Origin of the sequence: Saccharopolyspora endophytica (assembly GCF_018070075.1) — a bacterium.
Taxonomy (GTDB): Bacteria; Actinomycetota; Actinomycetes; order Mycobacteriales; family Pseudonocardiaceae; genus Saccharopolyspora; species Saccharopolyspora endophytica.
On the sequence record NZ_JAGPXE010000005.1, the window covers coordinates 252,086 to 276,835 of the forward strand.

21 protein-coding genes are annotated in these 24,750 nt (G+C 68.1%); 15 read left to right on the top strand and 6 right to left on the bottom strand.

The window, feature by feature from the left end; genetic code table 11:
* Nucleotides 1-13: 13 nt before the first annotated feature.
* The 6 genes from KBO27_RS14805 (at nt 14) to KBO27_RS14830 (ending at nt 9,265) form a co-directional block, all read left to right on the top strand.
* Nucleotides 14-1,165, top strand: coding sequence for an alkaline phosphatase family protein (locus tag KBO27_RS14805; RefSeq protein WP_307870418.1), 1,152 nt, complete (start codon nt 14-16; stop codon nt 1,163-1,165).
* Nucleotides 1,166-1,525: 360 nt separating this feature from the next.
* Nucleotides 1,526-3,028: an FAD-linked oxidase C-terminal domain-containing protein gene (locus tag KBO27_RS14810; protein ID WP_210970567.1), complete on the top strand. Its 1,503-nt coding sequence runs from the start codon at nt 1,526-1,528 to the stop codon at nt 3,026-3,028.
* A complete protein-coding gene (locus KBO27_RS14815; RefSeq protein ID WP_210970568.1) occupies nt 3,028-4,266 on the top strand; it encodes an FAD-binding oxidoreductase in 1,239 nt (412 codons plus the stop codon). The genes KBO27_RS14810 and KBO27_RS14815 overlap by 1 nt, the downstream gene beginning before the upstream one ends.
* On the top strand, nt 4,266-5,582 hold the full coding sequence (locus tag KBO27_RS14820) for a (Fe-S)-binding protein (protein ID WP_210970569.1): 1,317 nt from the start codon (nt 4,266-4,268) through the stop codon (nt 5,580-5,582). Before KBO27_RS14815 ends, KBO27_RS14820 begins: the two co-directional genes overlap by 1 nt.
* A gap of 234 nt (nt 5,583-5,816) precedes the next feature.
* Nucleotides 5,817-7,031: an acetyl-CoA C-acetyltransferase gene (locus tag KBO27_RS14825; protein ID WP_210970570.1), complete on the top strand. Its 1,215-nt coding sequence runs from the start codon at nt 5,817-5,819 to the stop codon at nt 7,029-7,031.
* Nucleotides 7,032-7,045: 14 nt separating this feature from the next.
* Complete coding sequence (locus tag KBO27_RS14830; protein ID WP_210970571.1) at nt 7,046-9,265, top strand: 3-hydroxyacyl-CoA dehydrogenase NAD-binding domain-containing protein; 2,220 nt, start codon at nt 7,046-7,048, stop codon at nt 9,263-9,265.
* Between the two features lie 63 nt (nt 9,266-9,328).
* On the opposite strand, the gene KBO27_RS14835 is transcribed toward KBO27_RS14830, so the two are convergent.
* From KBO27_RS14835 to KBO27_RS14845, 3 genes are all read right to left on the bottom strand, one after another.
* The gene (locus KBO27_RS14835) at nt 9,329-9,577 is read right to left on the bottom strand and encodes a hypothetical protein (protein ID WP_235877495.1); all 249 of its coding nucleotides are present in this window, start codon (nt 9,575-9,577) and stop codon (nt 9,329-9,331) included.
* A gap of 206 nt (nt 9,578-9,783) precedes the next feature.
* A complete protein-coding gene (locus KBO27_RS14840) occupies nt 9,784-10,563 on the bottom strand; it encodes a hypothetical protein (protein WP_210970572.1) in 780 nt (259 codons plus the stop codon).
* Nucleotides 10,564-10,746: 183 nt separating this feature from the next.
* Nucleotides 10,747-11,352, bottom strand: coding sequence for a TetR/AcrR family transcriptional regulator (locus tag KBO27_RS14845; protein WP_307870419.1), 606 nt, complete (start codon nt 11,350-11,352; stop codon nt 10,747-10,749).
* A gap of 82 nt (nt 11,353-11,434) precedes the next feature.
* On the opposite strand from KBO27_RS14845, the gene KBO27_RS14850 reads away from it, so the two are divergent.
* Nucleotides 11,435-12,922 (top strand): flavin-containing monooxygenase, encoded by a 1,488-nt coding sequence (locus tag KBO27_RS14850; RefSeq protein ID WP_210970573.1) that lies wholly within the window; start codon nt 11,435-11,437, stop codon nt 12,920-12,922.
* Between the two features lie 108 nt (nt 12,923-13,030).
* Nucleotides 13,031-13,732, top strand: coding sequence for a DUF6319 family protein (locus KBO27_RS14855; RefSeq protein WP_210970574.1), 702 nt, complete (start codon nt 13,031-13,033; stop codon nt 13,730-13,732).
* A gap of 176 nt (nt 13,733-13,908) precedes the next feature.
* On the opposite strand, the gene KBO27_RS14860 is transcribed toward KBO27_RS14855, so the two are convergent.
* A complete protein-coding gene (locus KBO27_RS14860) occupies nt 13,909-15,153 on the bottom strand; it encodes a M14 family zinc carboxypeptidase (RefSeq protein WP_210970575.1) in 1,245 nt (414 codons plus the stop codon).
* A gap of 145 nt (nt 15,154-15,298) precedes the next feature.
* On the opposite strand from KBO27_RS14860, the gene KBO27_RS14865 reads away from it, so the two are divergent.
* Together KBO27_RS14865 and KBO27_RS14870 are read left to right on the top strand one after the other, a co-directional pair.
* Nucleotides 15,299-16,432, top strand: a complete 1,134-nt coding sequence (locus tag KBO27_RS14865) for an MFS transporter (protein WP_307870420.1) — start codon at nt 15,299-15,301, stop codon at nt 16,430-16,432.
* Nucleotides 16,433-16,617: 185 nt separating this feature from the next.
* Complete coding sequence (locus KBO27_RS14870) at nt 16,618-17,043, top strand: hypothetical protein (protein WP_210970577.1); 426 nt, start codon at nt 16,618-16,620, stop codon at nt 17,041-17,043.
* Here KBO27_RS14870 and KBO27_RS14875 read toward each other — a convergent pair.
* A complete protein-coding gene (locus KBO27_RS14875) occupies nt 17,036-17,413 on the bottom strand; it encodes a hypothetical protein (RefSeq protein ID WP_210970578.1) in 378 nt (125 codons plus the stop codon). The genes KBO27_RS14870 and KBO27_RS14875 overlap by 8 nt on opposite strands.
* Before the next feature lie 289 nt (nt 17,414-17,702).
* Here KBO27_RS14875 and KBO27_RS14880 point away from each other — a divergent pair, with 289 nt between their 5' ends.
* The 5 genes from KBO27_RS14880 to KBO27_RS14900 all read left to right on the top strand — a co-directional run bounded on the left by KBO27_RS14880 (nt 17,703) and on the right by KBO27_RS14900 (nt 23,907).
* Nucleotides 17,703-19,826 carry a transglycosylase domain-containing protein gene (locus KBO27_RS14880; protein ID WP_210970579.1) on the top strand — a complete coding sequence of 708 codons (2,124 nt, stop codon included), beginning with the start codon at nt 17,703-17,705 and terminating at the stop codon, nt 19,824-19,826.
* A 188-nt stretch (nt 19,827-20,014) separates the two neighbouring features.
* Nucleotides 20,015-20,899 (top strand): CPBP family intramembrane glutamic endopeptidase, encoded by an 885-nt coding sequence (locus KBO27_RS14885; protein WP_246537265.1) that lies wholly within the window; start codon nt 20,015-20,017, stop codon nt 20,897-20,899.
* Between the two features lie 87 nt (nt 20,900-20,986).
* Complete coding sequence (locus KBO27_RS14890; RefSeq protein WP_210970581.1) at nt 20,987-22,354, top strand: serine hydrolase domain-containing protein; 1,368 nt, start codon at nt 20,987-20,989, stop codon at nt 22,352-22,354.
* Nucleotides 22,355-22,462: 108 nt separating this feature from the next.
* Nucleotides 22,463-22,897, top strand: a complete 435-nt coding sequence (arfB, locus tag KBO27_RS14895; protein WP_210970582.1) for an alternative ribosome rescue aminoacyl-tRNA hydrolase ArfB — start codon at nt 22,463-22,465, stop codon at nt 22,895-22,897.
* Between the two features lie 62 nt (nt 22,898-22,959).
* The gene (locus KBO27_RS14900) at nt 22,960-23,907 is read left to right on the top strand and encodes a patatin-like phospholipase family protein (protein WP_210970583.1); all 948 of its coding nucleotides are present in this window, start codon (nt 22,960-22,962) and stop codon (nt 23,905-23,907) included.
* Here the strand turns inward: KBO27_RS14900 and KBO27_RS14905 are convergent.
* Nucleotides 23,882-24,625, bottom strand: coding sequence for a hypothetical protein (locus KBO27_RS14905; protein WP_210970584.1), 744 nt, complete (start codon nt 24,623-24,625; stop codon nt 23,882-23,884). The genes KBO27_RS14900 and KBO27_RS14905 overlap by 26 nt on opposite strands.
* Between the last annotated feature and the right edge of the window lie 125 nt (nt 24,626-24,750).

Sequence of the window (24,750 nt, forward strand, 5' to 3'; positions counted from 1 at the left end):
AAGGAGGCGAGCCGTGGACTGGATCGTCGCCCCCGACCCCGATGGTCGCGCGCTGCGCGACGTACTGCCGTCGATGCTGGCCGCGATGGGCATCGACCGCTACACCGACACCATCGGCATCCCGCCCTGCCGCAACGCCCTGGTGCTGCTGATCGACGGGCTCGGGCACGAGCTGCTGCGAGCGCACGAATCCGATGCGCCGTTCCTGGCGAGCCTGCAGCACTCGCCGCCGCTGACAGCGGGGTTCCCCACCACCACCGTCACCAGCATCACCTCGCTGGCCACCGGACGGTGCGCCGGTGAACACGGACTCGTCGGCTACACCTTCGCCGAACCCGGCGGTGGCCTGCTGCATCCGCTGAGCTGGACCGCGCGCAGCGCGCCCGACGGCGAGCGGGCCAGCCTGATGGAGAAGTGGCCCCCGGAGCAGGTGCAGCCCAACACGACCGTGCTGGAACGAGCCGTGGCCGCCGGTGTCGACGTCCGCACCGCGGTGCCCCCGCACTTCGAGGGGTCTGGCCTGACCAGGGCCTCGTTGCGCGGCGGGCGGTTCCGCGGTGTGCGCGAGTTGGGAGACCTCGCCGCAGAGCTCCTCGACGCGGCCGACAGCCCCGGACCCACCCTCTGCTACGGCTACCACGGTGGCGTTGACCTGCTCGGACATATCCACGGACCCGGGTCGATCCAGTGGCGCATGCAGCTTCGGCAGATCGACGCGTTCGTGCAGATGGTCGCCGAACAGCTACCGCCCGGCGCGGTGCTCGGCGTCGTGGCGGACCACGGGATGGTCGACCTCGACCCGGCAGCGGCGATCGACGCCGACAACGACCCCGCGCTGCTGGAGGGCGTCCGCTTGCTCGGAGGCGAGGTGCGCGTCCGCCACGTCTACACCCACCCCGGCGCGCGGGACGACGTGCTGGCCGCGTGGCGGGACACCATCGGCGAACGCGGTGCGGTGATCACCGGGGAACAGGCCATCGACGAGGGCTACTTCGGTCCGGTGTCGGCGGCGGTGAGCCCGCGCATCGGTGACGTGCTGGCGATCCTGCGCACGACCGGGGTGGTCCGCTCGGTGGTCGAGCCCGGCGAGTCGAAGCTGCGCGGCCACCACGGTTCCCTGACAGCAGCGGAACAGCTGGTGCCGATGCTGGTGGCAGAAGGCTGAGCACCCGCGGCCGGTGGTCGGTGGTCGGTGAGCAGCGGCCCGCCCAGTCGCCGAACCTGGCCTTTGACGACCTGGTGGCCCCTCGAGGTCGGAGTCCGTGGTGAGGGGGTGGGAACCTTCCGCTCACCGCAGCCACTTGGCAGGGCTTAGGGCGATCGGGTGGTGCTGGGGGACCCTTTCGCTCACTGCTCCACCGCGGCCTCGACCTGCGGAGATCGTCTTTGACGTGCATATTCGTGCACACTCGAGGAGACAGGAAGCCGTCTTGTCCACCTCTTGTATCTATGTTGTGAGCAACCTAGGATTTCCTTTCACGGAACCGTTTTTCTGCTAGGCGGAAGTTTCCCGGGAGGCTGAACGATGCAGTCGGCCAGTGTCGAAACCGAGCGAGCGGCGGGAAGCCCAGCCGCGCTGGACACCGCGATACGGGAATTCCGCGCGGTGCTGCCGGACGCAGCGGTCATCACCGACCCGCAGCGACTGCGGACCTACGAGTGCGACGGGCTCGCCAGCCACCGAGTCGTGCCGGCGGTGGTCGTGCTCCCCGAGACCGCCGAGCAGGTCCGGGACATCGTGCGCACCTGCGCCGCTCACGAGATCCCCTTCGTCGCGCGAGGTTCTGGAACGGGCCTGTCGGGTGGCGCGCTCCCGCACTCCTCCGGAGTTCTGGTGGTCACCTCCAGGATGCGCCGCATCGTGGAGATCGACATCGCCAACGAGCGGGCCGTCGTCGAACCCGGCGTCATCAACCTCGACGTCACCAAAGCCGCTGCGCCGCAGGGCTACTACTTCGCCCCCGACCCCTCGAGCCAGCAGGTCTGCTCGGTCGGCGGCAACGTGGCCGAGAACTCCGGGGGCGCGCACTGCCTGAAGTACAGCTTCACCGTCAATCACATCCTCGGCATCGAGGTGGTCACCCCTGACGGCGAGCTCGTCGAACTCGGCTCCGATGCGCGAGACGCTCCCGGATACGACCTCATGGGGGCCTTCGTCGGCAGCGAGGGGACCCTCGGCATCGTCACCAAGATCACCGTGCGCCTACTGCGCAAACCGGAAGTGGTGCAGACGCTGCTCGCCGGTTTCCCGTCCACGGACGAGGCGGGCGCGGCGGTGTCGGCGATCATCGCCGACGGCGTGACCCCGGCCGCCATCGAGATGATGGACGCCCTGGCCATCGAGGCCGCGGAACAAGCCGTGCAGTGCGGATACCCCGACGGGGCCGGTGCCGTGCTCGTCGTCGAGCTGGACGGGCCGGCCGCCGAGGTCGAGCACACCTTCGCCGAGGTCGAACGGCACTGCCGCGCGCACGGCGCCTTCGAGATCCGGGTCGCCGCCGATGACGCGGAACGGGCGATGATCTGGAAGGGCCGAAAATCGGCCTTCGCCGCAGTGGGCCGCATCAGCCCCGACTACATCGTTCAGGACGGCGTCATCCCGCGCACCGCGCTGCCCGAGGTGCTGGGACGCATCTCCCGCCTGTCCAGGGAATCCGGCGTGCGCGTGGCCAACGTCTTCCACGCCGGTGACGGGAACCTTCACCCCCTGGTGCTCTTCGACGACGCCGAACCCGGTGCGGGTGAACGCGCCGAGGCCGTCTCCGGCGCGATCCTCGACCTGTGCATCGAGCACGGAGGTTCCATCACAGGCGAGCACGGAGTCGGTGCGGACAAGGTCAGGTACATGGGCCGCATGTTCACCGCCGACGACCTCGACACCATGCAGCGAGTCCGCTGCGCGTTCGACCCGGTCGGGATCTGCAACCCGGGCAAGGTCTTCCCCACACCGAGGCTGTGCGGAGAAGTGCCGGGACGGAGACAAGGCGTGCACCCCCTGACCGAAGCGGGATTGGCGGACCAGTTCTGATGCGCACGAAGACCACCGACGCCGCTCACGACGCACTGGCGGCCGCGCTCGGCGCCGACAACGTGCGCCCGGCCGCGGACGACGCCCAGGGAATCGGTCACCAGCTGGTGGCCGCGGTGAAGGGAACCGAACAAGCAGCAGCGGCGATGAAGGTCGCCGCCGAACACGAACTGCGCGTCGTCCCCAAGGGATCGGGCAGCAAGCTCGACTGGGGCGCCCCGCCCCGGGACGTCGACCTGCTGCTGGACGTCTCGCCGGCCAACGAGATCGTCGAGCACGCCGCAGGCGACCTGGTCGTGCACGCGCTGGCGGGCACACCGATCGCCGACATCAACCGCGTCGTGCGCGAAGGCGGTCAACAACTCGCCATCGACCAGCCCCTCGCCACCGCCACGGTGGGCGGGGTCATCGCCACCGCGACCTCCGGACCGTGCAGGCACCTCTTCGGCGGCGTGCGCGACCTGCTGATCGGCATCACCGTGGTGCTCGCCGACGGCACCGTCACCACAGCGGGCGGGAAGGTCGTCAAGAACGTCGCCGGCTACGACCTCTGCAAGCTCTACACCGGCTCGTTCGGAACGCTCGGCGTGATCACCGAAGCCGTGTTCCGGCTGCACCCCGTGGCCGCCGAACACCGGTGGATCACCGTCTCCGCCGACGATCCCGCCGCGGCCGCTGAAGCCGCCGACACCATCCGCCACTCGCAGGCCATGCCCACCGCCATCGAGATCGACCGACCTGTCGGTGGTGCGCTCGCGGTCTGCGGGCAGTTGGAAGGACGCCCTTCTGCCACGCACGATCGCGCGCTGGAACTGGCGGCCGCGGTCGGCGGTGAGGTCATCGACCAGCCGCCGCAGTGGTGGGGGCAGCACCCCTTCGACGCCGACGGCACCGGGCTGCGCGTCGGCGCCGAGCCCGCTGACATGCGCGCCCTGCTGACCGTCATCGAGGAGAGCTCCGGTGACCTGCCGATGTCCGTGCGCGGTGCGATCGGGCTCGGCGTGCTGCACGTGGGCCTGCCGGCGGGAGCGGACCCGGCGGCGATCGCCCGGCTGACCGCGCAACTGCGAGACCGCGCCGACTACGCGGTGCTCGAACGCGCTCCGCGCGAGGTCCTGGAGGTCGTGGACCCGTGGGGTCCCATCGCCTCCGGACCGCTCACGCTGATGCGCCGCACCAAGGACCAGTTCGATCCGCAACACCGGCTCGCCCCCGGCCGGTTCGTGGGAGGAATCTGATGACCGAGACCCCGGCCCGCCCAGGTGCCTTCGACGCTTTCCACCCGCCGCAGCGCGAACTCATCGACGACTGCGTTCACTGCGGCTTCTGCCTGCCCAGCTGCCCCACCTACGACCTGTGGGGCGAGGAGATGGATTCCCCTCGCGGGCGCATCTACCTGATGAAGGAAGGGCTCGAAGGCGAACCGCTCACCGACAACGTGGTCGAGCACTTCGACGCCTGCCTGGGCTGCATGGCCTGCGTGACCGCCTGCCCCTCGGGCGTGCAGTACGGCACGCTGATAACAGAGGCCCGTGCGCAGGTCGAACGCCACCACGAGCGCAGCCGCTTCGAGAAGCTGTTGCGCACGACCATCTTCACGCTCTTCCCCTACCCGAAGCGGCTCCGCGCGATGCGCGGTCCGCTCGCCCTCTACCAGCGGTCTCGGCTGGGTCGGTTGCTCAAGCGCGCCGGGCTGATGGACAAGCTCCCCGCAGGGCTCCAGGTCATGGAATCCCTCGCCCCGCCCATCAGCCGCGCCGAGAAGCTCCCGCAGCGGATCCCGGCCAGAGGGCAGCGGCGCGCGACCGTCGGCATGATCACCGGGTGCGTCCAGTCGGCGTTCTTCCCCGACGTCAACGCGGCCACGGCCCGAATCCTCGCAGCGGAGGGGTGCGACGTGGTCGTTCCGCCGTCGCAGGGCTGCTGCGGTGCGCTCAGCGAGCACTCGGGGCGCGAGGAGGAAGCGATCGGCTTCGCCCGCGAGCTGCTGGACACCTTCGAAGCGTCCGGCGTGGACCACGTGGTCATCAACTCGGCCGGGTGCGGGTCGACGCTCAAGGAGTACCCGCGGCTGCTCCAGGACGACCCGGTGTACCGGGAGAAGGCCGAGCGGTTCTCGTCGAAGGTGCGCGACATCGCCGAGCTGCTGGTGGAGCTCGGTCCCGTGGCCGAACGCCACCCGCTGCCGGTGAAGATCGCTTACCACGACGCGTGCCACCTCGCGCACGGTCAGGGCATCCGGTCGCAACCGCGTGAACTGCTGCGCGCCATCCCCGAGCTGCAGCTCAGCGAGATCAACCGCGCCGAGCTGTGCTGCGGTTCGGCCGGCGTCTACAACCTGCTGCAGCCCGAGCCCGCCCGGGAGCTCGGTGACCGCAAGGCCGCGAACGTGCTCGACACCGGCGCGGAACTGCTGGTGACGGCCAACCCCGGCTGTTCGATGCAGATCCGCACCGCCCTGGAGCGGCGCGGGGAGAGCATGTCGATGGCGCACACGGTGCAGGTGCTGGACGCCTCGATCCGCGGCGCGGGAGCGGACTCGCTGCTGCGATGAAGTCGTGCCGTGAAGCGGGGCCGTCGTTGCGACGGCCCCGCTTCGTCGTTGACAGCAGGGGAACCTTCATCGCGGAGCTCGGGCCGGTTCGCGGGCGGAGGGTGAACGGAAGGTTCCCATGCTCGGAACACCACGCTGCTCCGTCCGGCCGACAGCGCGATGGTCATTGACTGTGACAGCATTGGTGTCACACTCTGGGTGGAGCACCTGCCGCAATGAGGAGGCACGCCACACATGTCCGAGGCGTTCGTCTACGACGCGATCCGCACACCGCGGGGTCGTGGAAAGAAAAACGGTTCGCTGCACGGGGTGAAGCCGATCACCCTCGCCGTGAGCCTGATCGAGGAGCTGCAGCGCCGTCATCCGCAGCTCGATCCCGCGCTGATCGATGACGTCGTGCTCGGCGTGGTCTCGCCAGTGGGCGATCAGGGCAGCGACATCGCCAAGACCGCCGCGCTCGCCGCCGGTCTTCCCGAAACGGTCGCCGGCGTCCAGCTGAACCGCTTCTGCGCTTCGGGCTTGGAAGCCGTCAACATCGCAGCGCAGAAGGTCCGATCCGGCTGGGAGGACGCGGTCCTCGCCGGCGGTGTCGAGTCCATGTCGCGCGTCTCGTTGGGTTCCGACGGCGGAGCCTGGGCGATGGACCCCGAGACCAACTACGCCACGTCGTTCGTGCCGCAGGGCATCGGCGCCGACCTCATCGCCACCATCGAAGGCTTCGACCGCGGCACGGTGGACGCCTACGCCGCCGAGTCGCAGGACCGCGCCGCCAAGGCGTGGGCCGACGGCCGCTTCGGCAACTCCGTGATCCCGGTCAAGGACCGCAACGGCGTGACCGTCCTCGACCGCGACGAGCACATCCGCCCCGGCACCACGGCCGACTCCCTCGGCGGTCTCAAGGCCTCGTTCGCCGACATCGGGGAGATGGGCGGTTTCGACGCCGTCGCCCTGCAGAAGTACCACTGGGTCGAGAACATCGACCACGTGCACACCGCCGGCAACTCCTCCGGCATCGTCGACGGTGCCGCGCTGGCGCTGATCGGCAGCGCGGACCTCGGGGAGCGCACCGGGCTCAAGCCGCGCGCCCGCATCGTCTCCGCGGCGCTCTCCGGCGCCGACCCGACGATCATGCTCACCGGCCCCGGACCGGCCGTGCGCAAGGCGCTGGCCAAGGCCGACATGAGCATCGAGCAGATCGATCTGGTCGAGATCAACGAGGCCTTCGCCGCAGTTCCGCTGAAGTTCATGAAGGAGTTCGGCGTTGACCACGACAAGGTCAACGTCAACGGCGGTGCCATCGCCATGGGCCACCCGCTGGGTGCCACCGGGGCGATGATCCTCGGCACCGTCATCGACGAACTCGAACGCCGCAACCTCCGATACGGCCTGGCAACGCTGTGCATCGGTGGCGGCATGGGGATCGCGACCATCGTCGAACGGATCGGCTGAGGGACACATCAGACATGAGCGAGCAGAACACCATCCGCTGGGAGTCCGACGCCGACGGAATCGTCGTGCTGACCCTGGACGACCCCCAGCAGCAGGCCAACACCATGAACCTGCGCTACCAGGCCAGCATGGACGCGATCCTGCACCGCCTGGAAACCGAGCGCGACAACATCACCGGCGTCGTCCTCACCTCCGCGAAGAAGACCTTCTTCGCAGGTGGCGACCTGCGTGAACTCATCCAAGCCCGTCCCGGCGACGCCGAGGCCGTCTCCGCGACCACGGCCAACGTCAAGAAGCAGCTGCGCCGCCTGGAAACGCTCGGCAAGCCCGTGGTCGCCGCGCTCAACGGCACCGCGCTCGGCGGCGGTCTGGAGATCGCACTGGCCTGCCACCACCGCGTCGCGCTGAACAACCCCAAGGCCCGCTTCGGCTTCCCCGAGGTCAGCCTCGGGCTGCTGCCCGGCGCAGGCGGTGTGGTGCGCAGCGTGCGGCTGCTGGGCATCGCCGAGGCGTTGCTCAACGTTCTGCTGCAGGGACAGCAGCTGCGGCCGGAGAAGGCCCTCAAGACCGGCCTGATCAACGAGCTGGTCGACACTCCCGAGGAGATGCTGGCCAAGGCCAAGGAGTGGATCAAGGCCAACCCGGAGGCCGCTCAGCCGTGGGACACCCCCGGCCACAAGATCCCCGGCGGCACCCCGTCGTCACCGAAGTTCGCCGCCAACCTGCCCGCGTTCCCGGCCAACCTGCGCAAGCAGCTCAAGGGCGCCCCCATGCCCGCGCCGCGCAACATCATGTCCGCAGCGGTCGAGGGCAGCCAGGTCGACTTCGACACCGCCCTGGACATCGAGGGCCGCTACTTCGTCGAGCTGGTCTGCGGCCAGACCGCGAAGAACATGAGCAAGGCGTTCTTCTTCGACCTGCAGCACATCAACGCCGGTGGGAGCCGTCCCGACGGTGAACCGGAGTTCCGGGCGAAGAAGGTCGCGGTGCTCGGCGGCGGCATGATGGGCGCCGGCATCGCCTACGTCTGCGCCAAGGCCGGCATGCAGGTCGTCCTCAAGGACGTCTCGCTGGAGAACGCCGAGAAGGGCAAGGACTACTCGGCGAAGATCCTGGAGAAGGCGGTCGCCCGGGGTCGCTCCACGCAGGAGAAGGCCGACGAGCTGCTCGGCCGCATCACCGCGACCGACCAGATCGAGCCGCTGTCGGGCTGCGACCTGGTCATCGAGGCGGTCTTCGAGAACCTCAAGCTCAAGCACCAGGTCTTCGGCGAGATCCAGGACGTCATCGACGACGACGCCCTGCTGTGCTCGAACACCTCGACGCTGCCGATCACCGACCTCGCGGAAGGTGTCCGCAAGCGCGAGGACTTCATCGGGCTGCACTTCTTCTCGCCGGTCGACAAGATGCCGCTGGTGGAGATCATCTCGGGCGAGCAGACCAGCGATCGAGCGCTGGCCCGCGCGTTCGACGTGGTGCGTCAGATCAACAAGACGCCGATCGTGGTCAACGACAGTCGCGGGTTCTTCACCAGCCGGGTCATCGGCACCTTCATCAACGAGGGCGTCGCGATGCTGGCCGAGGGGATCCACCCGGCCTCCATCGAGCAGGCCTCCTCGCAGGCCGGGTTCCCGGCTCCGGTGCTGCAGCTGTTCGACGAGCTGACCCTGACCTTGCCGCGCAAGATCCGCGACGAGTCGAAGGCGGCGGTGGAAGCCGCTGGTGGCACGTGGGTTCCGCACCCCGCCGAGCAGGTCATCGACCGCATGGTGGAGGAGTTCGACCGTCCCGGTCGCTCCGGCGGTGCCGGTTTCTACGACTACGCCGACGGCAAGCGGACCGGACTGTGGCCGGGTCTGGTGGAGCACTTCGGGTCCGCCGACACCGACCCCGCAGCGGTCGACCTGACCGACCTGACCGAGCGGATGATGTTCGTCGAGGCGCTGGAAACGGTGAAGTGCCTGGACGAGGGCGTGCTGACGTCCGTGCCGGACGCCAACATCGGCTCGATCATGGGCATCGGCTTCCCGCCGTGGACCGGCGGAGTCGTGCAGTACATGAACGGCTACCCGGGTGGCCTGGCCGGTTTCGTCGCCCGCTCCCGCGAACTCGCGGAGCGCTACGGCGACCGGTTCCAGCCGCCGGAGTCGCTGGTCAAGCGCGCTGCCAACGGCGAACCGTTCGACAACGGCGAGCCGGACGCGGAGATCGTGAAGGCCACTGCGGCCGAGTGAGCTGACATGACGAGGCGCCGGACCCGTAAACGGGCCCGGCGCCTCGTCGTTCGCTCAGCGAGCTCAGCCCTCGGGGTGGTCCACGACCGGGGCGTTGACGCACTGCGCGGTCTGCGGCGACAGAACCGGGACAACCGCGCCGAGGACGGCGACGTTGTCTCCGCACAGCTGCACCGGAACGGCGCTGATGTTGTTGTCGTTCGCCCCGTTGACGCCCTCGTTGTCCGCGCTGTCGGCGAACGCCGGGCCGGCCAGGGCCAGCATGGCGGTGGCGGCGCCGGCAACGCCGGCGATACGTGCAGCGGTACGCACTGTGGTTCTCCTTATGGATGACTGTTCTTCAGGGTGTTAACCCTTGCGGCACAGCGAATTTCTGCGCTTCTCCTGTGTCGCGCGGCAGAGTCTGCGACATGGCGCGCGCCCAAGTCGAACTCAGAAGGGCGTTTTCAGTCGAATACCCTCGATGGAGTGACTTTAATCGGACATTCCACAGTGGATTTCCGGCTGAATCGCGTTGCTCAGTCCAGCGGCAGGACGCCGCTGATCCGCTGCAGCGGAGCTTCCGCGGCTCCGCTGACGACCTTGTCCGCCTCGGACACGACGGGGGTGTTCTTCGTCGCGGGAAGCACGTCGCTGGGCTTGGCGAGCGTCAGCGGCTCACCGGAGGTCTGCAGCGGGTTGTTCTGCAGCGTCGGCGCCACCAGGGCCACCGGGTTGCTGATCGGCTCGGACTCGTAGCCCTGGGCGGCGGTCAGCGCAACCGCGGTGTCCACGGCGGAGAAGCCCTGGTGGTTCGGCTTGCGCGGGCCGATCTCGGTGTCCAGCAGCGCCGCGTCGGGCGTGTGCTCGTACACCACGCCGAGGTGGCCCGGGGTCACCGAGCCGCCGACGGTCGGCCTGGTCTTGGTCATCTTCGACACGCGGGTGGTCTCGGCGAAGACGTGCCCGAGCACGCGGTTCGGCTTGCCGGGGGCGAGCACGGGACGGCCGTCCTGCAGCTCACCGGCGATGCCGTGCCCGGTCTTGGTGATGTCGACGCCGACCTTCTTGATGACGTTCGGCGAGCTCACGTCCAGCTGCGTGTCGGCGCACGGCGCCTTCGTGGGGCTGAACGAAGGCCCTTCCTGCATCTTGCAGGCGTTGGCCGGGATCCCGGCGGTGATCTCGTCCGGAACGGACGTCAGATCGGGCTTTTCGATGTCGGTGGTTCCCGCCGCGTTCGCGGCACCGGTGCCGACAGTGGCGAGGCCCGCGGCCATGACGGCCGCCTTGACTGTGCGCGTGGTCCAGGAGCGCAAGATTGGATCTCCTCGAGTCGGAGGTGTTGGCACGGCTGACTCGACATCGGAGACGTTGTAGAGGATCTTGAGCCGCACTCGGCGAATGCAGCCCGAACGAGTGAACATCTGTGCGTGGGCTCGGGTGCGGCAGTGGGAGAGAGGTTCCCATGCACCGCTTCGCGCCCCGCACCCGGCGGGGGTCTAGAAGCCCAGGCCCGGAGCGAACAGCGCGATCATGTGCTCGGTGGCCTTCTCGGCGGTGACCTCCGGGTGGTGGTCGCGCCAGAGGGCGAGCCGCTCGCTGGCGCCGATGATCGCCTCGGCGTAGGCCTCCGCCTGCTCGTGGTCGAGGTCCTCGCACACCGATCGCAGCAGGTCCGCGGTGAAGTAGCGCTGCTGGACGCGGATGGCCTCCAGCTCGGTGTTGACCGAGGCGCTGGGGATGGAGAACTCGTTGCGCAGCAACGCCCAGGCCTGCGCGTGGTCGTCGCTGAAGCGGAAGAAGGCCAGCTGGCAGTCGTAGAGCTTCTGCTCCGGGCTGGTCGCCTCGGCGGCGGCGCGGCTGGTGGCTTCGAGGAGTTCGGCCTTGGACCGCTGCAGGCAGGCCAGCAGCAGTCCTTCCTTGGAGCCGAAGTACTCGTAGAGCATCGGTTTGGACAGGCCCACCTGGCCGGCGATGTCGTCCATCGAGGTCGCCTGGTAACCGTCGTCGGCGAAAACCCGCTCCGCGACTTCCAGGATCTGCGTCTCGCGCTCGGCCCGGGACATTCGCTTGCGGCCGCTGGCCGGCGCAGTTGACCTCGTCACGAATCAACCCTACCGCAGGTAACCTACTCGTAGTAGCCTACTGCGGAGTAGATACGGTGCCGGTGTCCGAGGAGGGGCTCTGATGGTGCAGAAGCAGTCGCCTGGCCAGCGTCGATACGAAACTTCGGTCGTCATCGTCGGAACCGGGTTCTCCGGTCTCGGCATGGCGATCAAGCTCAAGCAGGCCGGCATCGACGACTTCATCGTCCTGGAGAAGTCCTCCGACCTCGGCGGGACCTGGCGGGACAACACCTACCCGGGCTGCGCCTGCGACGTGCCCTCGCTGATGTACTCGTTCTCGTTCGAGCAGAACCCGAACTGGTCGCGGCTGTTCGCCGAGCAGGGCGAGATCAACGAATACCTGAGCCACTGCGCGGACAAGTACCAGGTCCGCGACCACGTGCACCACGGCGTGGAGTTCACCGGCGCCGAATACGACGAGCAGGCCAAGACCTGGCTGGTCACCACCGGCGACGGCACCGAGTACGTCGGCCGCGCCCTGGTGTCCGGCGTCGGCGCCCTGCACATCCCCAGCTACCCGGATCTGCCCGGTGTGCAGGACTTCGAAGGCGAGATCTTCCACTCGGCGAAGTGGAACCACGACTACGACCTGCGAGGGAAGCGCGTCGCGGTCGTCGGGACCGGCGCGAGCGCGATCCAGTTCGTCCCCCGCGTCGCGGAGCAGGCCCAGAAGCTGCACCTGTTCCAGCGCACGCCCCCGTGGATCCAGCCCAAGCCCGACCGCGCGATCCCGGAGTCGGTCAAGAAGCTGTTCCGGCGCGTTCCGCTGGCGCAGCGCGCGGCGCGCGTCGCGGTGTACTGGGTCCTGGAAGCTCGCTTCTTCGCGGTGTTCAACAAGCGCCTCGGCAAGGCCGCGGAATGGCTGTCCAAGCGCTACATCCGCAAGACGATCTCGGATCCGAAGCTGCGCAAGGCCGTCACGCCGGACTACTCGATGGGCTGCAAGCGCATCCTGCTCTCCAGCGACTACTACCCGGCGCTCAACCGGTCCAACGTCGACGTCGACACCAGCGGCGTCACCGAGGTCCGCAAGAACTCCGTGGTGACCGGTGACGGCCAGGAGCACGAGGTCGACGCGATCATCTACGGCACCGGCTTCCACGTCACCGACGCCTACGACCACCTCGCCATCGTCGGGCGGGAAGGCCGCAAGCTCCAGGACACCTGGCGCGACGGCGCCGAGACCTACCTCGGCATCACGGTCTCCGGGTTCCCCAACCTGTTCTTCCTCCTCGGCCCGAACACCGGACTCGGCCACAACTCGGTCGTGTTCATGATCGAATCGCAGCTGAACTACGTGATCGACTGCATCCGCCGGATCCACAAGGGCGAGATCGGCCAGGTCGACGTTCGGCAGACGGTGCAGGACGCCTTCAGCCGCGAGCTCCAGTCCGAATTGGGCGACGGGGTGTGGTCGGTCGGCGGTTGCCGGAGCTGGTACCTCGACGAGAACGGCGTGAACCGCACGCTGTGGCCGGGATTCACCTGGAAGTACTGGATGCGCACGAGGAAGGCGGACCTGTCCGACTACGAGGTCACCGCGCGTTGAGGTGATCGGATCGCCCAACCCCGTTGAAGCTTCGCACGGGCGTTCGATATAGTGGTCGAGTCACTGTCGAGCAGCCCCGTCAGGGGCGCACCCTAGCTAGGGGCGGCGATGTCACCGCTGTCGTCCGATGAACTGCGCACAATCCGCGAGGAGCTCAGCGCTGGAACCACGCCGACGGTGTGGTTCACCAGCTCTGCCGTCGGAGTCCAAGAAGGGCGCTCCGGCAAGGTGATCGCGCTCGGCGAACCGGCCGAAGGGGACTTCATCCAGGTCCGCCCGGCCGGTTCGAAGGACGTCCTGTCCTTCTCCACCGCAGAAGTCACCCAGGTCAAACCGCCTCGCAAGAAGCCGACGCCGGAGCCTGCGGCCAAACCCGCCGCGAAAACCCCGGCGAGCACACCGAGTCCGGTGACCGCGACGAAGCCGGCCGAGAAGCCAGCGGCGAAACCGGCGCCCGCTCCTGCCGCCAAGCCGAGCACCCAGGCCACGGCCAAACCCGCTGACGCCGCAGCGGCACGACGCAAACCGCGGCAGGTCAAGCAGCCCGTCGGCGGTGCCGTCGTGACGCTCACCGCCGACCAGGACGGTCAGTGGAGCGTCGAGGTCGCCAACGCCAAGCGGAAGCTGGTCAAACCCACCCAAGTGCCGGCGAACGCCGTCGCCCAGGCGGCGAAACTGCTGCACGACGACGTCGCCGCTGCCGTCGAGCCGCTGATCGAAGCCGCCCGCGAGCAGCACCGCGCCCGCGTCGAGCAGCTCCGAGCCGAGCTCGAAGCCGCCGAGGCGGCACTGGAAGAACTCGACGAGTGAGTCGGTGTCGTCCCCCGCGGGGGACGACACCGACACGCTCCCCCGAACCCATCACGCCCGCGCCCGAAGGTCGCGTGGAACGCCTGCGGAGCATGGGAACCTTTCTGTCTTCTCCCAGCTCCGAGGCCTTCTGGCCACGCGCCTGGATGTCCGAGATCGCGCAGCGGTGATTGAGATCAGTCCTCGATGTCGGTCGTCCCCTGCAGGGTTCGCTGGCCGCGGTCGGTCGGCGGGATCTGGTCGTAGGCGGCCGGGTCGAGCTCGGTCACCTCGCCCGAGGCGAGGGAAGAGAGGATCCCGTCCAGGCCGATGTAGACGGTCCGCGTGAGCATGTCGCGGTGCTGCTCGCCGAGCGTCTGAGTTTGGCCGCGCACCTCGAACAGCACGGCGCCGCTGCCGTTGAGCTGGAAGGCCCCGAGGCCCGTGCCGGGCAGGTTGATGTCCTGCGGGTACAACGTGATGTTGCCGAAGTCGGGGTTGCGCTCGGCAGCGCTTTGAAGCGCGTTGTACGCCGCCACGTTGAGCTGCTTGGAGTACTCCGGGCGATAGCTGTCGGCGAACTCGGCGAAGGCGGCACCTTCCGGCGTGTTCGGGTCCGCGACGAACTTCCCGGACAGGCTCATGGTCACGAACTCGTCAGTGCCGGGAACCGTGTAGCAGGCCCCCTGGTGATGAAGGTCGACGTAGGTGTCCACAGCGCCGAACTCGGCTTGCAGCCCCGTGTAGACGTCGCGGACCGTCTGCGTCTCCGGGCTGATGAACCAACCTGGCTTGTCGCTGCTGCCGGGGAAGTCCTGCGGCTGCGGCTGGTACGCCAGGTTCGGGTGGTAGTCGCGGTTGACGTCGAACCCCGGGCGTTGCGAGTAGTCGTCGCCCTGCCGCTGATCGGTGATGTAGTTCCACGGCGGCGGGGACGCGGCCAGCTGGGGGAAGTGGGACTGAACTTCCTGCCAGGTCATGTCGTTGCCGCGCCGGTCGAGGGAACCGGCGTCCGGGTTGATCTTCGGCATGGCGACCACCGTCAGCTGGTCGCGGATCTGCTGCGCGGTCGTGGAGTCCGACGTGCCCAGGTAATCGAGCATGTCGAGCAGGGCGTCGGGCCCCGTCTTCTCGTTGCCGTGGATCTCGGCGGTGATGAACACGACCTTCGGCCCGGTGCCCACGCGCGCGAGCATCATGTCGCGGCCCTTGTTGGAACCCCCCACGTCTTCCACGGCCACGCGGCCGGCGCTGACGCGTTCGATGCGGTCGAGCTCAACCAGCATCTCGTCGTAGCTGGTGAACTCGGTGATCGGGTTCTCCCGAGGCTCCTCGCTGCACGGGGGCGGTGCGGCCATGGTCGGTGGTGCTCCTGCGGTCGCGGGAACCAACGCGGTGCCCACCACGACACCCGCGAACGCCAGTGCTTGCCATCTCTGCATTGCCGGACTCCTTGCCGTTGCCGAAACGGGGCACCAGACAAGTCGATCGACAGAAAGCGCACAATCGGCCAAGAGGGGACAACTCGGCAGGATCTCGACAAGGGTCGAATGGACACGCGAAGGGTCCACCGCCTATCAAGAGCAGGTGCGAACACCCGTCTCGACCGAATCCAGGACCCCGCTGCGACAGCGCTCGTTCCGCTTCTTGCTGATCGCGACGGTCGGAGGGTTCTCCGGGTACGCCCTGCTCCTGCCCGTGGTGCCGTTGTGGGCCGTGGTCGGAGGCGCGGGCGAGATCGCAGCGGGCGCGACGAACGCGGTGTTCATGCTGGTCACAGTGCTCACTCAGCTGGCGATGCCGTGGTTGCTCAGGAGGATGGACTGCCGCGGGCTGTTCGCCCTGGGGACCGCGATGATCGGGCTTCCCACTCCGCTGTTCGCGCTCTCCAGCGACATGTGGGTGCTGCTCGGAGTCTCGGCGCTGCGCGGAATCGGGTTCGGCTTGCTGACGGTCACCGGATCGGCGCTGACCGCGGAACTCGTTGCCACCGCACAACGAGGCCGGGCAGCCGCCTACTACGGCCTCGCCATCGGCCTGCCCAACGTCGCCCTGCTGCCGGCCGGGGTGTGGCTGAGCGGCCGAATCGGGTTCGGCCCGCTGTTCTGGGCCGCCGGTGCGATCCCCGTCCTGGCCGCCCTGACGATCCTGGGCATCGAGCGGGTGCGCACCCGCGACCAGGAGCGAGGAGCGAAGGCCCGGCCGGTCGCGCTGCTGCCCTCCTGGACGGTCATGGCCGTCAACACGGCTGCGGCAGGAGGTTTGACGGCGTTCCTGCCGTTGGCCGTCACCCCGTCGGTCGCCCCGGCCGCGCTGCTGATCTTCGCCGCCGCCACCATGCTCGGCCGGTGGCTCGCCGGGCACCTGGGAGACCGGTTCGGGCAGCAGGGCGTCCTCGCTCCGTCGGTGCTGTTCGGCGGGTTCGGAGTGCTGCTGCTGGCCTTGGCCGCGTGGACCGCGGACCCGGTGGCGCTGGCAGGCGCGGCCGTGTTCGGCACAGGCTTCGGAGCCGTTCAGAACACGACCCTCATCCTCATGCTGGAACGCGCCGACTCGGCGACCGCGAGCACCGCGTGGAACATCGCCTACGACGGCGGTCACGGACTCGGCGCGATCGGGTTCGGCGTCCTCATCACCGCGTCCGGATACCCGGTGACCTTCGCGATCACGGGCGCGCTGCTGCTCGCCTGCCGGGCCCTGGCCGGCCGCCGGTGGGCGTGAGCAAGGGAACCTTCCTGTCACCTGCCAGGCGGCCACGACCGAAGAAGGACCTTGCCGACCTGTGCATTTGGACACAGGAGCCCCTCGGGTTCAGGCAGAAGGACGAGATCACGCACAGTGGCTGAGACGAGGGGCCCACGGTGCCGGGCCGTCGCCGCCCACCGGGAGCACCTAGAATCGGAGGCGTGTTGCGCAGCCTGTTGACCCCACGTTGGCTGCTTCTGCATGCGCTGTTCATCGTGGCCACGATCGCCACCGGCTTCCTCGCCGTGTGGCAGTGGGACCGCGCGCACGAGGCCGGGGGGAGCTTCCAGAACCTCGGCTATGCGCTGCAGTGGCCGCTGTTCGGCGCCTTCACGATCTTCCTCTGGATCAAGCTGATCCGCATGGACTTCGCGCAGCAGCGCGGCGAGGCCGAACCCGCGACCAGCGACGAGGCCGAAGAAGGGGCGAGCACCACCTCAGCGGTGCCCGAAGAACCGGAACGACGCCGGTCACGGCCCCTGGTGCCGCCTCCGGCGCCGCCCGTGGAATCGGATGAAGATCCGGAGCTGGCCGAGTACAACCGGTATCTGGCCGGGCTCGACCAGTCGGATCAGCGCACTAGTTGAAGGTGATCCCGCCGTTGATCTCGCGGGTTTGCACCAAATTCTTGACCTGACCGTTGTTGATGTTCACGACGTTGTCCGACGCCGTGATCTCGTTGTGCACGGCGGCGCCTTCGCGGCGCAGCAGTTCGGCGAACTCCTCGTCTTCCGAGCACACCGCGTCCAGCCGCTCCGCCAGTGCCGTGACCTGAGCCGGGCCCGCGTCGTCGCTCTCGGCGGCCTCCAAAGCCGCCTGTGTTTCAGGGTCCTGCTGCGACCTGCGGCGAAGCAGGTCGCGGACCTTCGCCAACGCCATCGTCCCGGCGGCACCCAGTGCGGTGGCCGCCTGCCCGCCCAGGGCATTGGCGAGCGAATCCAGGAACGGATCGGTCATGTTTCCTCCGCGAGCAAGGGAACCCTTCTGTCACGAAGTGTAGTGACCCGACCTGTTTCCGTGTCGGTTTCGAGTCGAATTCAGTTGTTGGCAGCACGCGGAGCGCGCGGACGGGTGTGATATCAACGAACTGGTTGACGGCAAAGCGAAACGGATGCCGATTGCTTCCGGGCAGTGGAAGCCGGTGGTTCTTCCCGGCGGCTGGGATCGGTGAGCGGGAGCGTGGGTTCGCGCCACGTGGCGCGGTCGGCGGCCGGATCTTGCGGACACTTTGGTGATAGGGGCTGGCGTGCGCAGCGGCGTGCTGTTGAAGATGTTCGGACTGTGCGTCCTAGCCGGCGTACTCGTGGCGGCCTTACTGCTGCCAGTTGCGACCGGGGCTGGGGCGATGGTCAACCAGACCACCCATGCCATGTCGAAAATGTCGAGTTCGCTCGCAAAACGGGAAATGCCGCAGGTGTCGACCGTCACCGATCGCAACGGCAAGCCCATCGCCTATTTCTTCAAGGACTACCGGGTCGAAACCCGCCCCGAGCAGATCGCCGACACCATGAAGGCCGCTATCACCGCGGTCGAGGACAAGCGCTACTGGCATCACGGCGGCGTCGACTGGCACGGCACTATCCGCGCCCTCGCGACGAACATCGGCAGCGGTGAGACCGCGCAGGGCGCGTCCACGATCACCCAGCAGTACGTGAAGAACTACCTGGTGCACGTCTCGGCCACCACCGAGTTGGAGGCGGAGCAGGCCAAGGAGACCACGGTCGCGCGGAAGCTCCGCGAAGCCAAGATCGCCGTCGAGCTCGAACGCACCATGTCCAAGGAAGAGATCCTCACCGGATATCTCAACGTGGTGCCCTTCGGCAACCAGACCTTCGGGGTCGGTGCCGCTTCTCAGACCTACTTCGGCACCACTCCTGACAAGCTGACGATCGCCCAGGCGGCTCTGCTGGCCGCCGTGGTCAACCAGCCCGGTTCGCTGAACCCCAACAGCAACCCGCAGGACGCGCTGGCCCGCCGCAACCTGGTCATCGACCTGATGGCCGACAGCAACAACGACATCCGCATCACCGAGGAAGACGCTGAGATCGCGAAGAAGGAGCCCTTGGGCGTCCTGTCCCCGCTGGGACGGCCGCCGAACGGCTGCGTCGGCATCGGCGACGGCACCACCGACGGATTCTTCTGCACCTACGTCCGCGACTACCTCGAGAAGTACGGCATCGACACCGACAAGCTGAAGGTCGGCGGCTACACGGTGCGCACGACCCTGGACCGCACCGCTTCCGACGCGGCCAAGCAGGCCGCCCAGAAGCAGGTCCCGACCCAGACCGAAGGCATCGCCAACGCGATGTCGGTCGTCGAACCGGGCAAGGACAAGCACAAGGTCCGCGCCCTGGTCGCCAACCGCGACTTCGGCAACGACCCCAGCAAGGGGCAGACGGCCTACGACATCGTCAGCCGCGTGCAGCCCTTCGGTGCGGGCTCGATCTACAAGATCTTCACCGCCGGAGCTGCGATCGAGCGCGGCATGAGCATCTACGACACGATCGACGTCCCCGCCAGCTACACCTCGCGCATCTACAAGAACGGCCAGGCGCCCTACACCGTGCACAACGCCGACGGCGTGAGGCCGGGGCCGCGAACGCTGCAGATGGCGTTGGCGACCTCGCCGAACACCGGCTTCGTGGCGCTGCTGGAACGGGCCGGCCTGAACAACGCCGTCGACATGGCCGCCAAGCTCGGCATGCGCAAGAGCATCAACGGCGTCAACTCGCTGGGTTCGACGCTCAAGGACGACGGCTCGAACGGGCCTTCGCTGGGCGACTCGATCAAGCGGCGCAACAACGGTTCCTTCACCCTCGGCTTCACGCCGACGAGCGTGCTGGAGCTGTCCAACGTCGCGGCCACGATCATGAGCGATGGCGTCTACTGCCCGCCGACCCCGATCGAAGAGGTCAAGGACCGCTACGGCAACCCGGTGCAGCTCGGCGAGCCCGCCTGCGAGCAGGCAGTGGCACCCGCGGTGGCCACCGCTCTCGCGCAAGGGCTGAGCAAGGACGACACCGAGGGAACCTCCCGCGCGGCCGCGCAGGAGGTCAAGTGGGCTCGTCCGATGATCGGAAAGACCGGCACGACCCAGGAGCACAAGTCCGCGGCCTTCCTGGCGGCCACGCCGCAGATGGCCGGTGCCGTGCTGACCTACTCCGACGGCAAGCGCCCGGAAGGCATCTGCGACGGTGGCGGAAACTCGCCGCCCTACCTGTGTGGTGGTGGCGGCAACATCTACGGCGGCAAGGTGCCCGCGCGAACGTGGTTCGACGCTATGACCAAGATCCACAGCGGATTGCCGGTCGCCGCCCTGCCCGGCACACCGCCGCCGGCCGCGGCACCGCCCGCGGCACCGGCGCCGTAATCGGATGTGAGCATGGGGACCTTTCAGTCATGTCGAATGGCAGGAAGGTCCCCTTTCTCGTGTCATCAGGCCGTACTCAGCGATAACTCAGAAATCATTGGCAAAATGCCTACGTGGTTTCCGAACGTGATCGAGTGGATGTTCGCGGCACCGTCTGGTTCGTGGTTCTCGCCTATGCGCCTGCTTGGTTGCTGACCACGCCTCTGTGGCTGACCGGCGAGGGCCTGTCGTGGGGATGGGCGCCGGTCGCCCTGACCCTCATGATGTTCATGCCCGCCGTCGCGGCAGTGGTGGTCACCAAGTGGATCAGTCCCAGCGGCGCCCCGATGCGCGCGTTGGGTCTCACCAACCCCGGCGGCATCAAGAAGTGGTGGAGATACGCCGTCCTGGGGTGCGTCGGACCCCTGCTGGCAGTGCTGCTCGCCTTGCTGGTCGGCTACCTGCTCGGCGTCTACGAGGCGGACTGGACCGGGTTCTCGGGACTCGTGGAGCAGGTCGGCGCCACCGTCGTCGGGGAGCAGAACCGGACATCACCAACGGCGCTCGCGCTGACCCAGCTCGGCCAGGTGTTCCTGTTCGGCTGGCTGCACACGCTGCCGGCGCTCGGTGAAGAGCTCGGCTGGCGCGGCTACCTGACCAAAGCCCTGCTGCCGCTGGGGCAGCCCGGTTCCTTCCTCACCACCGGAGTTCTGTGGGGCCTTTGGCACGCGCCGATCCTGCTCCTCGGGTACAACTACCCGACTGTTCCGATCGTGGTGTCGTTCCTGATGATGGGCTGCTTCTGCGTGCTCGTGGGAACGCTGCTGAGCTGGCTGAGGCTCGCCTCCGACAGCGTGTGGCCGGCCGCGATCGCACACGGCTTCCTCAACTCCGCGGGAACGATGGCAGTGATCTTCAGCCAGGCCGGTCACCCGGTCGACAACGCCAGCGTCGGCCTGCTGGGGTGGAGCGGCTGGATCGTGCTGATTCTGCTCATCCTCGTCCTGATCATGATCGGCAAGCTGCCGGTGCGCTTCCAGGTCACCAAGCAAGGAATCAGCAAGGGGGTTGAACGCCGTAGCCGCAAGGCATGAGCGGCGAAAGGGAACCGTCCTGCCACTGTGCTCCGGCCGATCGCGAAATGTGCGTGCCTTGGTCCTTCGGCGTGAAAGCATCGGGGCATGGTGACGAGTCTGCTGCCCTCCACCCAGCGCGTGCTGCTGCGGCGCCTGGCCGTGGAGCAGAGTGAAAACCGTGTTCCTTCCCTGATCGCCGGTCTCGTGCGTGATGGAGAGACGGTCTGGTTCGATTCCCGTGGCCAGGTGAACGAAGCACCCTCCACGACGGACACCCAGTACAGGATCGGGTCGATCACGAAGACCTTCGTGGGCGTGCTCGTGATGCGGCTGCGCGACGAAGGTCGACTCGACCTCGCCGACAAGCTGGATAAGTACCTGCCGGGGACGTCGCTCGGAAACCGCAGCATCGGCGAGATCCTCAGCCAGTGCAGCGGGTTGACCGCTGAACCCGCAGGACAGTGGTGGGAACGCACCCCGGGTGGAAGCCCGGAGGAGCTGCTCGCCTCCGTCGACGACAGCGCGCTGCGCCCGACCCCGCGCCACCAGTTCCACTACTCCAACGTGGGTTTCGGAATCCTGGGAGAACTGGTCGCCAGGCTGCGTGGTGCCCCGTGGCACGAGGCGATGGAACGCGAGATCCTGCGGCCGCTCGGCATGCGCCGCACCACCTTGAGCCCCGTCGCGCCCCACGCGGAGGGTTTCGCGGTCCACCCGTGGGCGGACGTGGTGCTACCGGAGCCGGCGGAAGACGCAGGGGCGATGGCACCCGCAGGGCAGCTGTGGTCGACCTTCGACGACATGGCCCGGTGGGCCCGATTCATCCTGGGCGACACCGGCGAGGTGCTCCACCCGGACACGGTGGCCGAAATGCGCGTGCCCGGCTCGGTGGACGACGGGCCTGAATGGCGCTCCGGGTACGGACTCGGTTTTCAGCTGCTGCGGCACAACGGCCGTCGCCTGGCCGGGCACAGCGGTTCCATGCCGGGATTTCTGGCCAGCGTGTGGGCCGACCCCGCCGAGAACGAGGCCGTGATCTTCATGGCCAACACGACGGCAGGAGTCACCGGGGTGCTGGGCACGGATCTGCTCGACGCCCTGGCCGAGCACGAACCGCGCATCCCGGAGCCCTGGATCCCGCGACCGGACGTGGACATGGGGCTGCTGGAACTGACGGGGGAGTGGTACTGGGGTCCGTCGCCGCACGTGCTGCGCGTGCTCAGCAACGGGCTCCTCGACCTCAGGCTCGGGCACGGCCGCCGAGGAAGGGCTTCGCGCTTCCGCCCCAACGGCGACGGCACCTGGACCGGCCTGGACGGCTACTACGCGGGTGAGATCCTGCGCATCGGCCGAAACGCCGACGGCACGCCCAACCACCTCAACCTGAACACGTTCATCTTCACTCGCACCCCATACGCCTCAGACGCCCCGGTACCCGGTGGCGTTGCAGGATGGCGGCCCGCGGGCAGCTGATCGGTGCAGCTTGGGTTCCTTCCTGCCACAAGATCGAGGATGAAGGGGCCCAAGCTGCCCAGGTGGGCGCAGCTGTGCCGCGCAGAGCCCGTGCGGCATGCTTGCGGTATGGCCGACGACCTGCCGATCACGAGTGACTGGAGCATTCCGCCTGCGGAGCTGTCCGAGCGTTTCTCCAGGTCGTCCGGTCCAGGCGGGCAAGGCGTCAACACCACCGACTCGCGGGTGGAGCTTTCCTTCGACCTGGCGCGCTCGTCCTCGGTGCCCGAGCGGCTGCGCGCCCGCGCGCTGGAGAAGCTCGGGAACCGGTTGGTCGACGGGGTGCTCACGATCACCGCATCCGAGAACCGAGCTCAGCTGGCCAACCGCCAAGCCGCGCGAGAACGCCTCGCCGCAGTGCTGGCCTCCGCCGTCGCACCACCCGCTGCGAAGCGCCGCCCCACCAAACCGACCAAGGGATCGCAAAGGCGACGACTCGCAGGCAAGAAGCGGCGCTCTGAAGTCAAACGCCAGCGCAGACGGGGTGATCCCGGCGACGCCTGAGCTGCGAATACCGCGTTCCTCGTTACTCTTGCGCACAGGTGAACGCAGGAGGGAACGAGCTGATGCGCACAGCATGGGTCATGCCCGGCGGCTCCACCTTCGGAGCCATTCAGGCAGGTCTGGCAACGGCACTGTTCGAAGCGGGCATCGTGCCGGATCTCGTTGTGGGAACCTCCGCGGGCTCGCTCAACGCGGCATGGCTGGCCGGTGATCCGACCACGCGCGGTGCCGAGAAGCTGCGCGACCTGTGGAAGTCGATGCGGCGAGCCGACGTGTTCCCGATTCAGCCCACCAGAATCCTCGCGGGCAAGCTCGGCCTGTCCAACCACGTCATGGGCAACCACGGTCTGGCCCGTTGGCTGCACGAAACCCTGCCGTTCCGCAGGCTCGAGCAGGGCGCGATCCCGCTGACGGTGACCGCGACCGATCTCGACACCGGTGATGCCGTCTACTTCGAAGACGGTCCCGCCTTGCCGCCACTCGTGGCGTCGTGCTCGATTCCCGGGATGTTCCCTCCTGTGGAAGTCGGTGGGCGCTGGCTCGTCGACGGTGGGCCTGCCGCGTTCATGCCGATCAGCCGAGCCGTTGAGCAGGGAGCACAACGGGTTTTCGTGCTCCCGTGCGGTGGCACTGAGCCCTTCGAGTTCACCCAGGATCGGCGCCGCGGCATCGGTTCGATCGCGACCTGGCCGCCGCCGAAGACCCCGCCGCGCTCGATCGGTGGTGTCAACGGTGCTGCCCTGGGCGCCGCGATGGTCTCCGCAGCGCGATTGGACATGCAGGTCAACGCTCCGCGTTGCGAGTTGTACGTGGTGCCGGCTCCTTCCATCGTCGGTCTTTCGCCCTACTCCTTCGCCCACTCCGGGGCCTTGATCGACAGCGCCTGGCGGGTCGCCCGCAGCTGGCTCCCCGCGGCCACACCCGTCCCCGCGGGGCGTCCTGTCACCATCGCCGGAAAACCCGTCGGTGACGAGCAGTTCGGGATCACGGACTCGGCACCAGCGTTCTGAGCACGGTGCGGCTGAGCAACCGCCCCGCGCTCCACAGGGAACGGCGGCGCGGTCGCGCGGCACGCGGTGGCGGCGGCCCGGATGCGGGTGGCAGCGCCACGCGCAGGAGATCTTGTGGCGGTTCAAGACCGCACTTGTAGGCGCGCAACGTCGCGCGCGGCACGGCCGTTCCCCGCCGGCTTCCGGTCTCCATCTCGGCCACGAGCTCCTCGAAGCGGCACAGGTTCTCCGCCTTGATCGCCTCGAACAGGATTTGCTGGGTCAGCGCCGCAGACATGAAGGTGCGAGCACCGTCCATCACCGCGCGCACCGGGGGTGCCACCGGAATGCCGTCGATGAAAACAGGTTTCGGCAGTCGGATGGTGCGTTCGAACCTGGTTCCCGCGTAGCTCTGGATCTTCTGGCGATGCGGGATGAGGACGTGGATGTCGGCCGAATCCGGAGGCGACTTCAAGCCGTGCAGGCGAGCCGCGTGCAATCCGGTGAGCATCGCATGAGGCCCGGCGCGAAGCAGAGCCGCATCGATGCGATCCCGCACCGTCGCAGGACCGGGCGCGACGAGCACGATTCCTGGAGCCAGACGTGTCCACGGGCCGTCGGCACGAGCCCAGCGATAGGCCGTGGACTGGCTGATCCCGAGCTTGGTCAGTTCGCTGACCCGGTACACGCGGCGGCGGAAGCTCAGAGCGGCGGCTTTGGCGGCGGTCGTCTTCTGCATGCGTAGAACTATCCGCATACTAGGCGCCGAATTGGTGGAGCAGGCACGGACGATGCGTGTGTCGTGATCACCTGAGCGGGTGATTACCGGCTTGCTAGGTGAGTATGGGAACGTTCCGATCAAAC

Excerpts from the sequence above, each read along its gene's own strand:
- KBO27_RS14810 (WP_210970567.1), top strand. The coding sequence starts at position 1,526 with ATGCAGTCGGCCAGTGTCGAAACCGAGCGAGCGGCGGGAAGCCCAGCC.
- KBO27_RS14815 (WP_210970568.1), top strand. The coding sequence starts at position 3,028 with ATGCGCACGAAGACCACCGACGCCGCTCACGACGCACTGGCGGCCGCG.
- KBO27_RS14820 (WP_210970569.1), top strand. The coding sequence starts at position 4,266 with ATGACCGAGACCCCGGCCCGCCCAGGTGCCTTCGACGCTTTCCACCCG.
- KBO27_RS14825 (WP_210970570.1), top strand. The coding sequence starts at position 5,817 with ATGTCCGAGGCGTTCGTCTACGACGCGATCCGCACACCGCGGGGTCGT.
- KBO27_RS14830 (WP_210970571.1), top strand. The coding sequence starts at position 7,046 with ATGAGCGAGCAGAACACCATCCGCTGGGAGTCCGACGCCGACGGAATC.
- KBO27_RS14850 (WP_210970573.1), top strand. The coding sequence starts at position 11,435 with ATGGTGCAGAAGCAGTCGCCTGGCCAGCGTCGATACGAAACTTCGGTC.
- KBO27_RS14855 (WP_210970574.1), top strand. The coding sequence starts at position 13,031 with ATGTCACCGCTGTCGTCCGATGAACTGCGCACAATCCGCGAGGAGCTC.
- KBO27_RS14860 (WP_210970575.1), bottom strand. The coding sequence starts at position 15,153 with ATGCAGAGATGGCAAGCACTGGCGTTCGCGGGTGTCGTGGTGGGCACC.
- KBO27_RS14875 (WP_210970578.1), bottom strand. The coding sequence starts at position 17,413 with ATGACCGATCCGTTCCTGGATTCGCTCGCCAATGCCCTGGGCGGGCAG.
- KBO27_RS14890 (WP_210970581.1), top strand. The coding sequence starts at position 20,987 with ATGGTGACGAGTCTGCTGCCCTCCACCCAGCGCGTGCTGCTGCGGCGC.
- arfB (WP_210970582.1), top strand. The coding sequence starts at position 22,463 with ATGGCCGACGACCTGCCGATCACGAGTGACTGGAGCATTCCGCCTGCG.
- KBO27_RS14900 (WP_210970583.1), top strand. The coding sequence starts at position 22,960 with ATGCGCACAGCATGGGTCATGCCCGGCGGCTCCACCTTCGGAGCCATT.
- KBO27_RS14905 (WP_210970584.1), bottom strand. The coding sequence starts at position 24,625 with ATGCAGAAGACGACCGCCGCCAAAGCCGCCGCTCTGAGCTTCCGCCGC.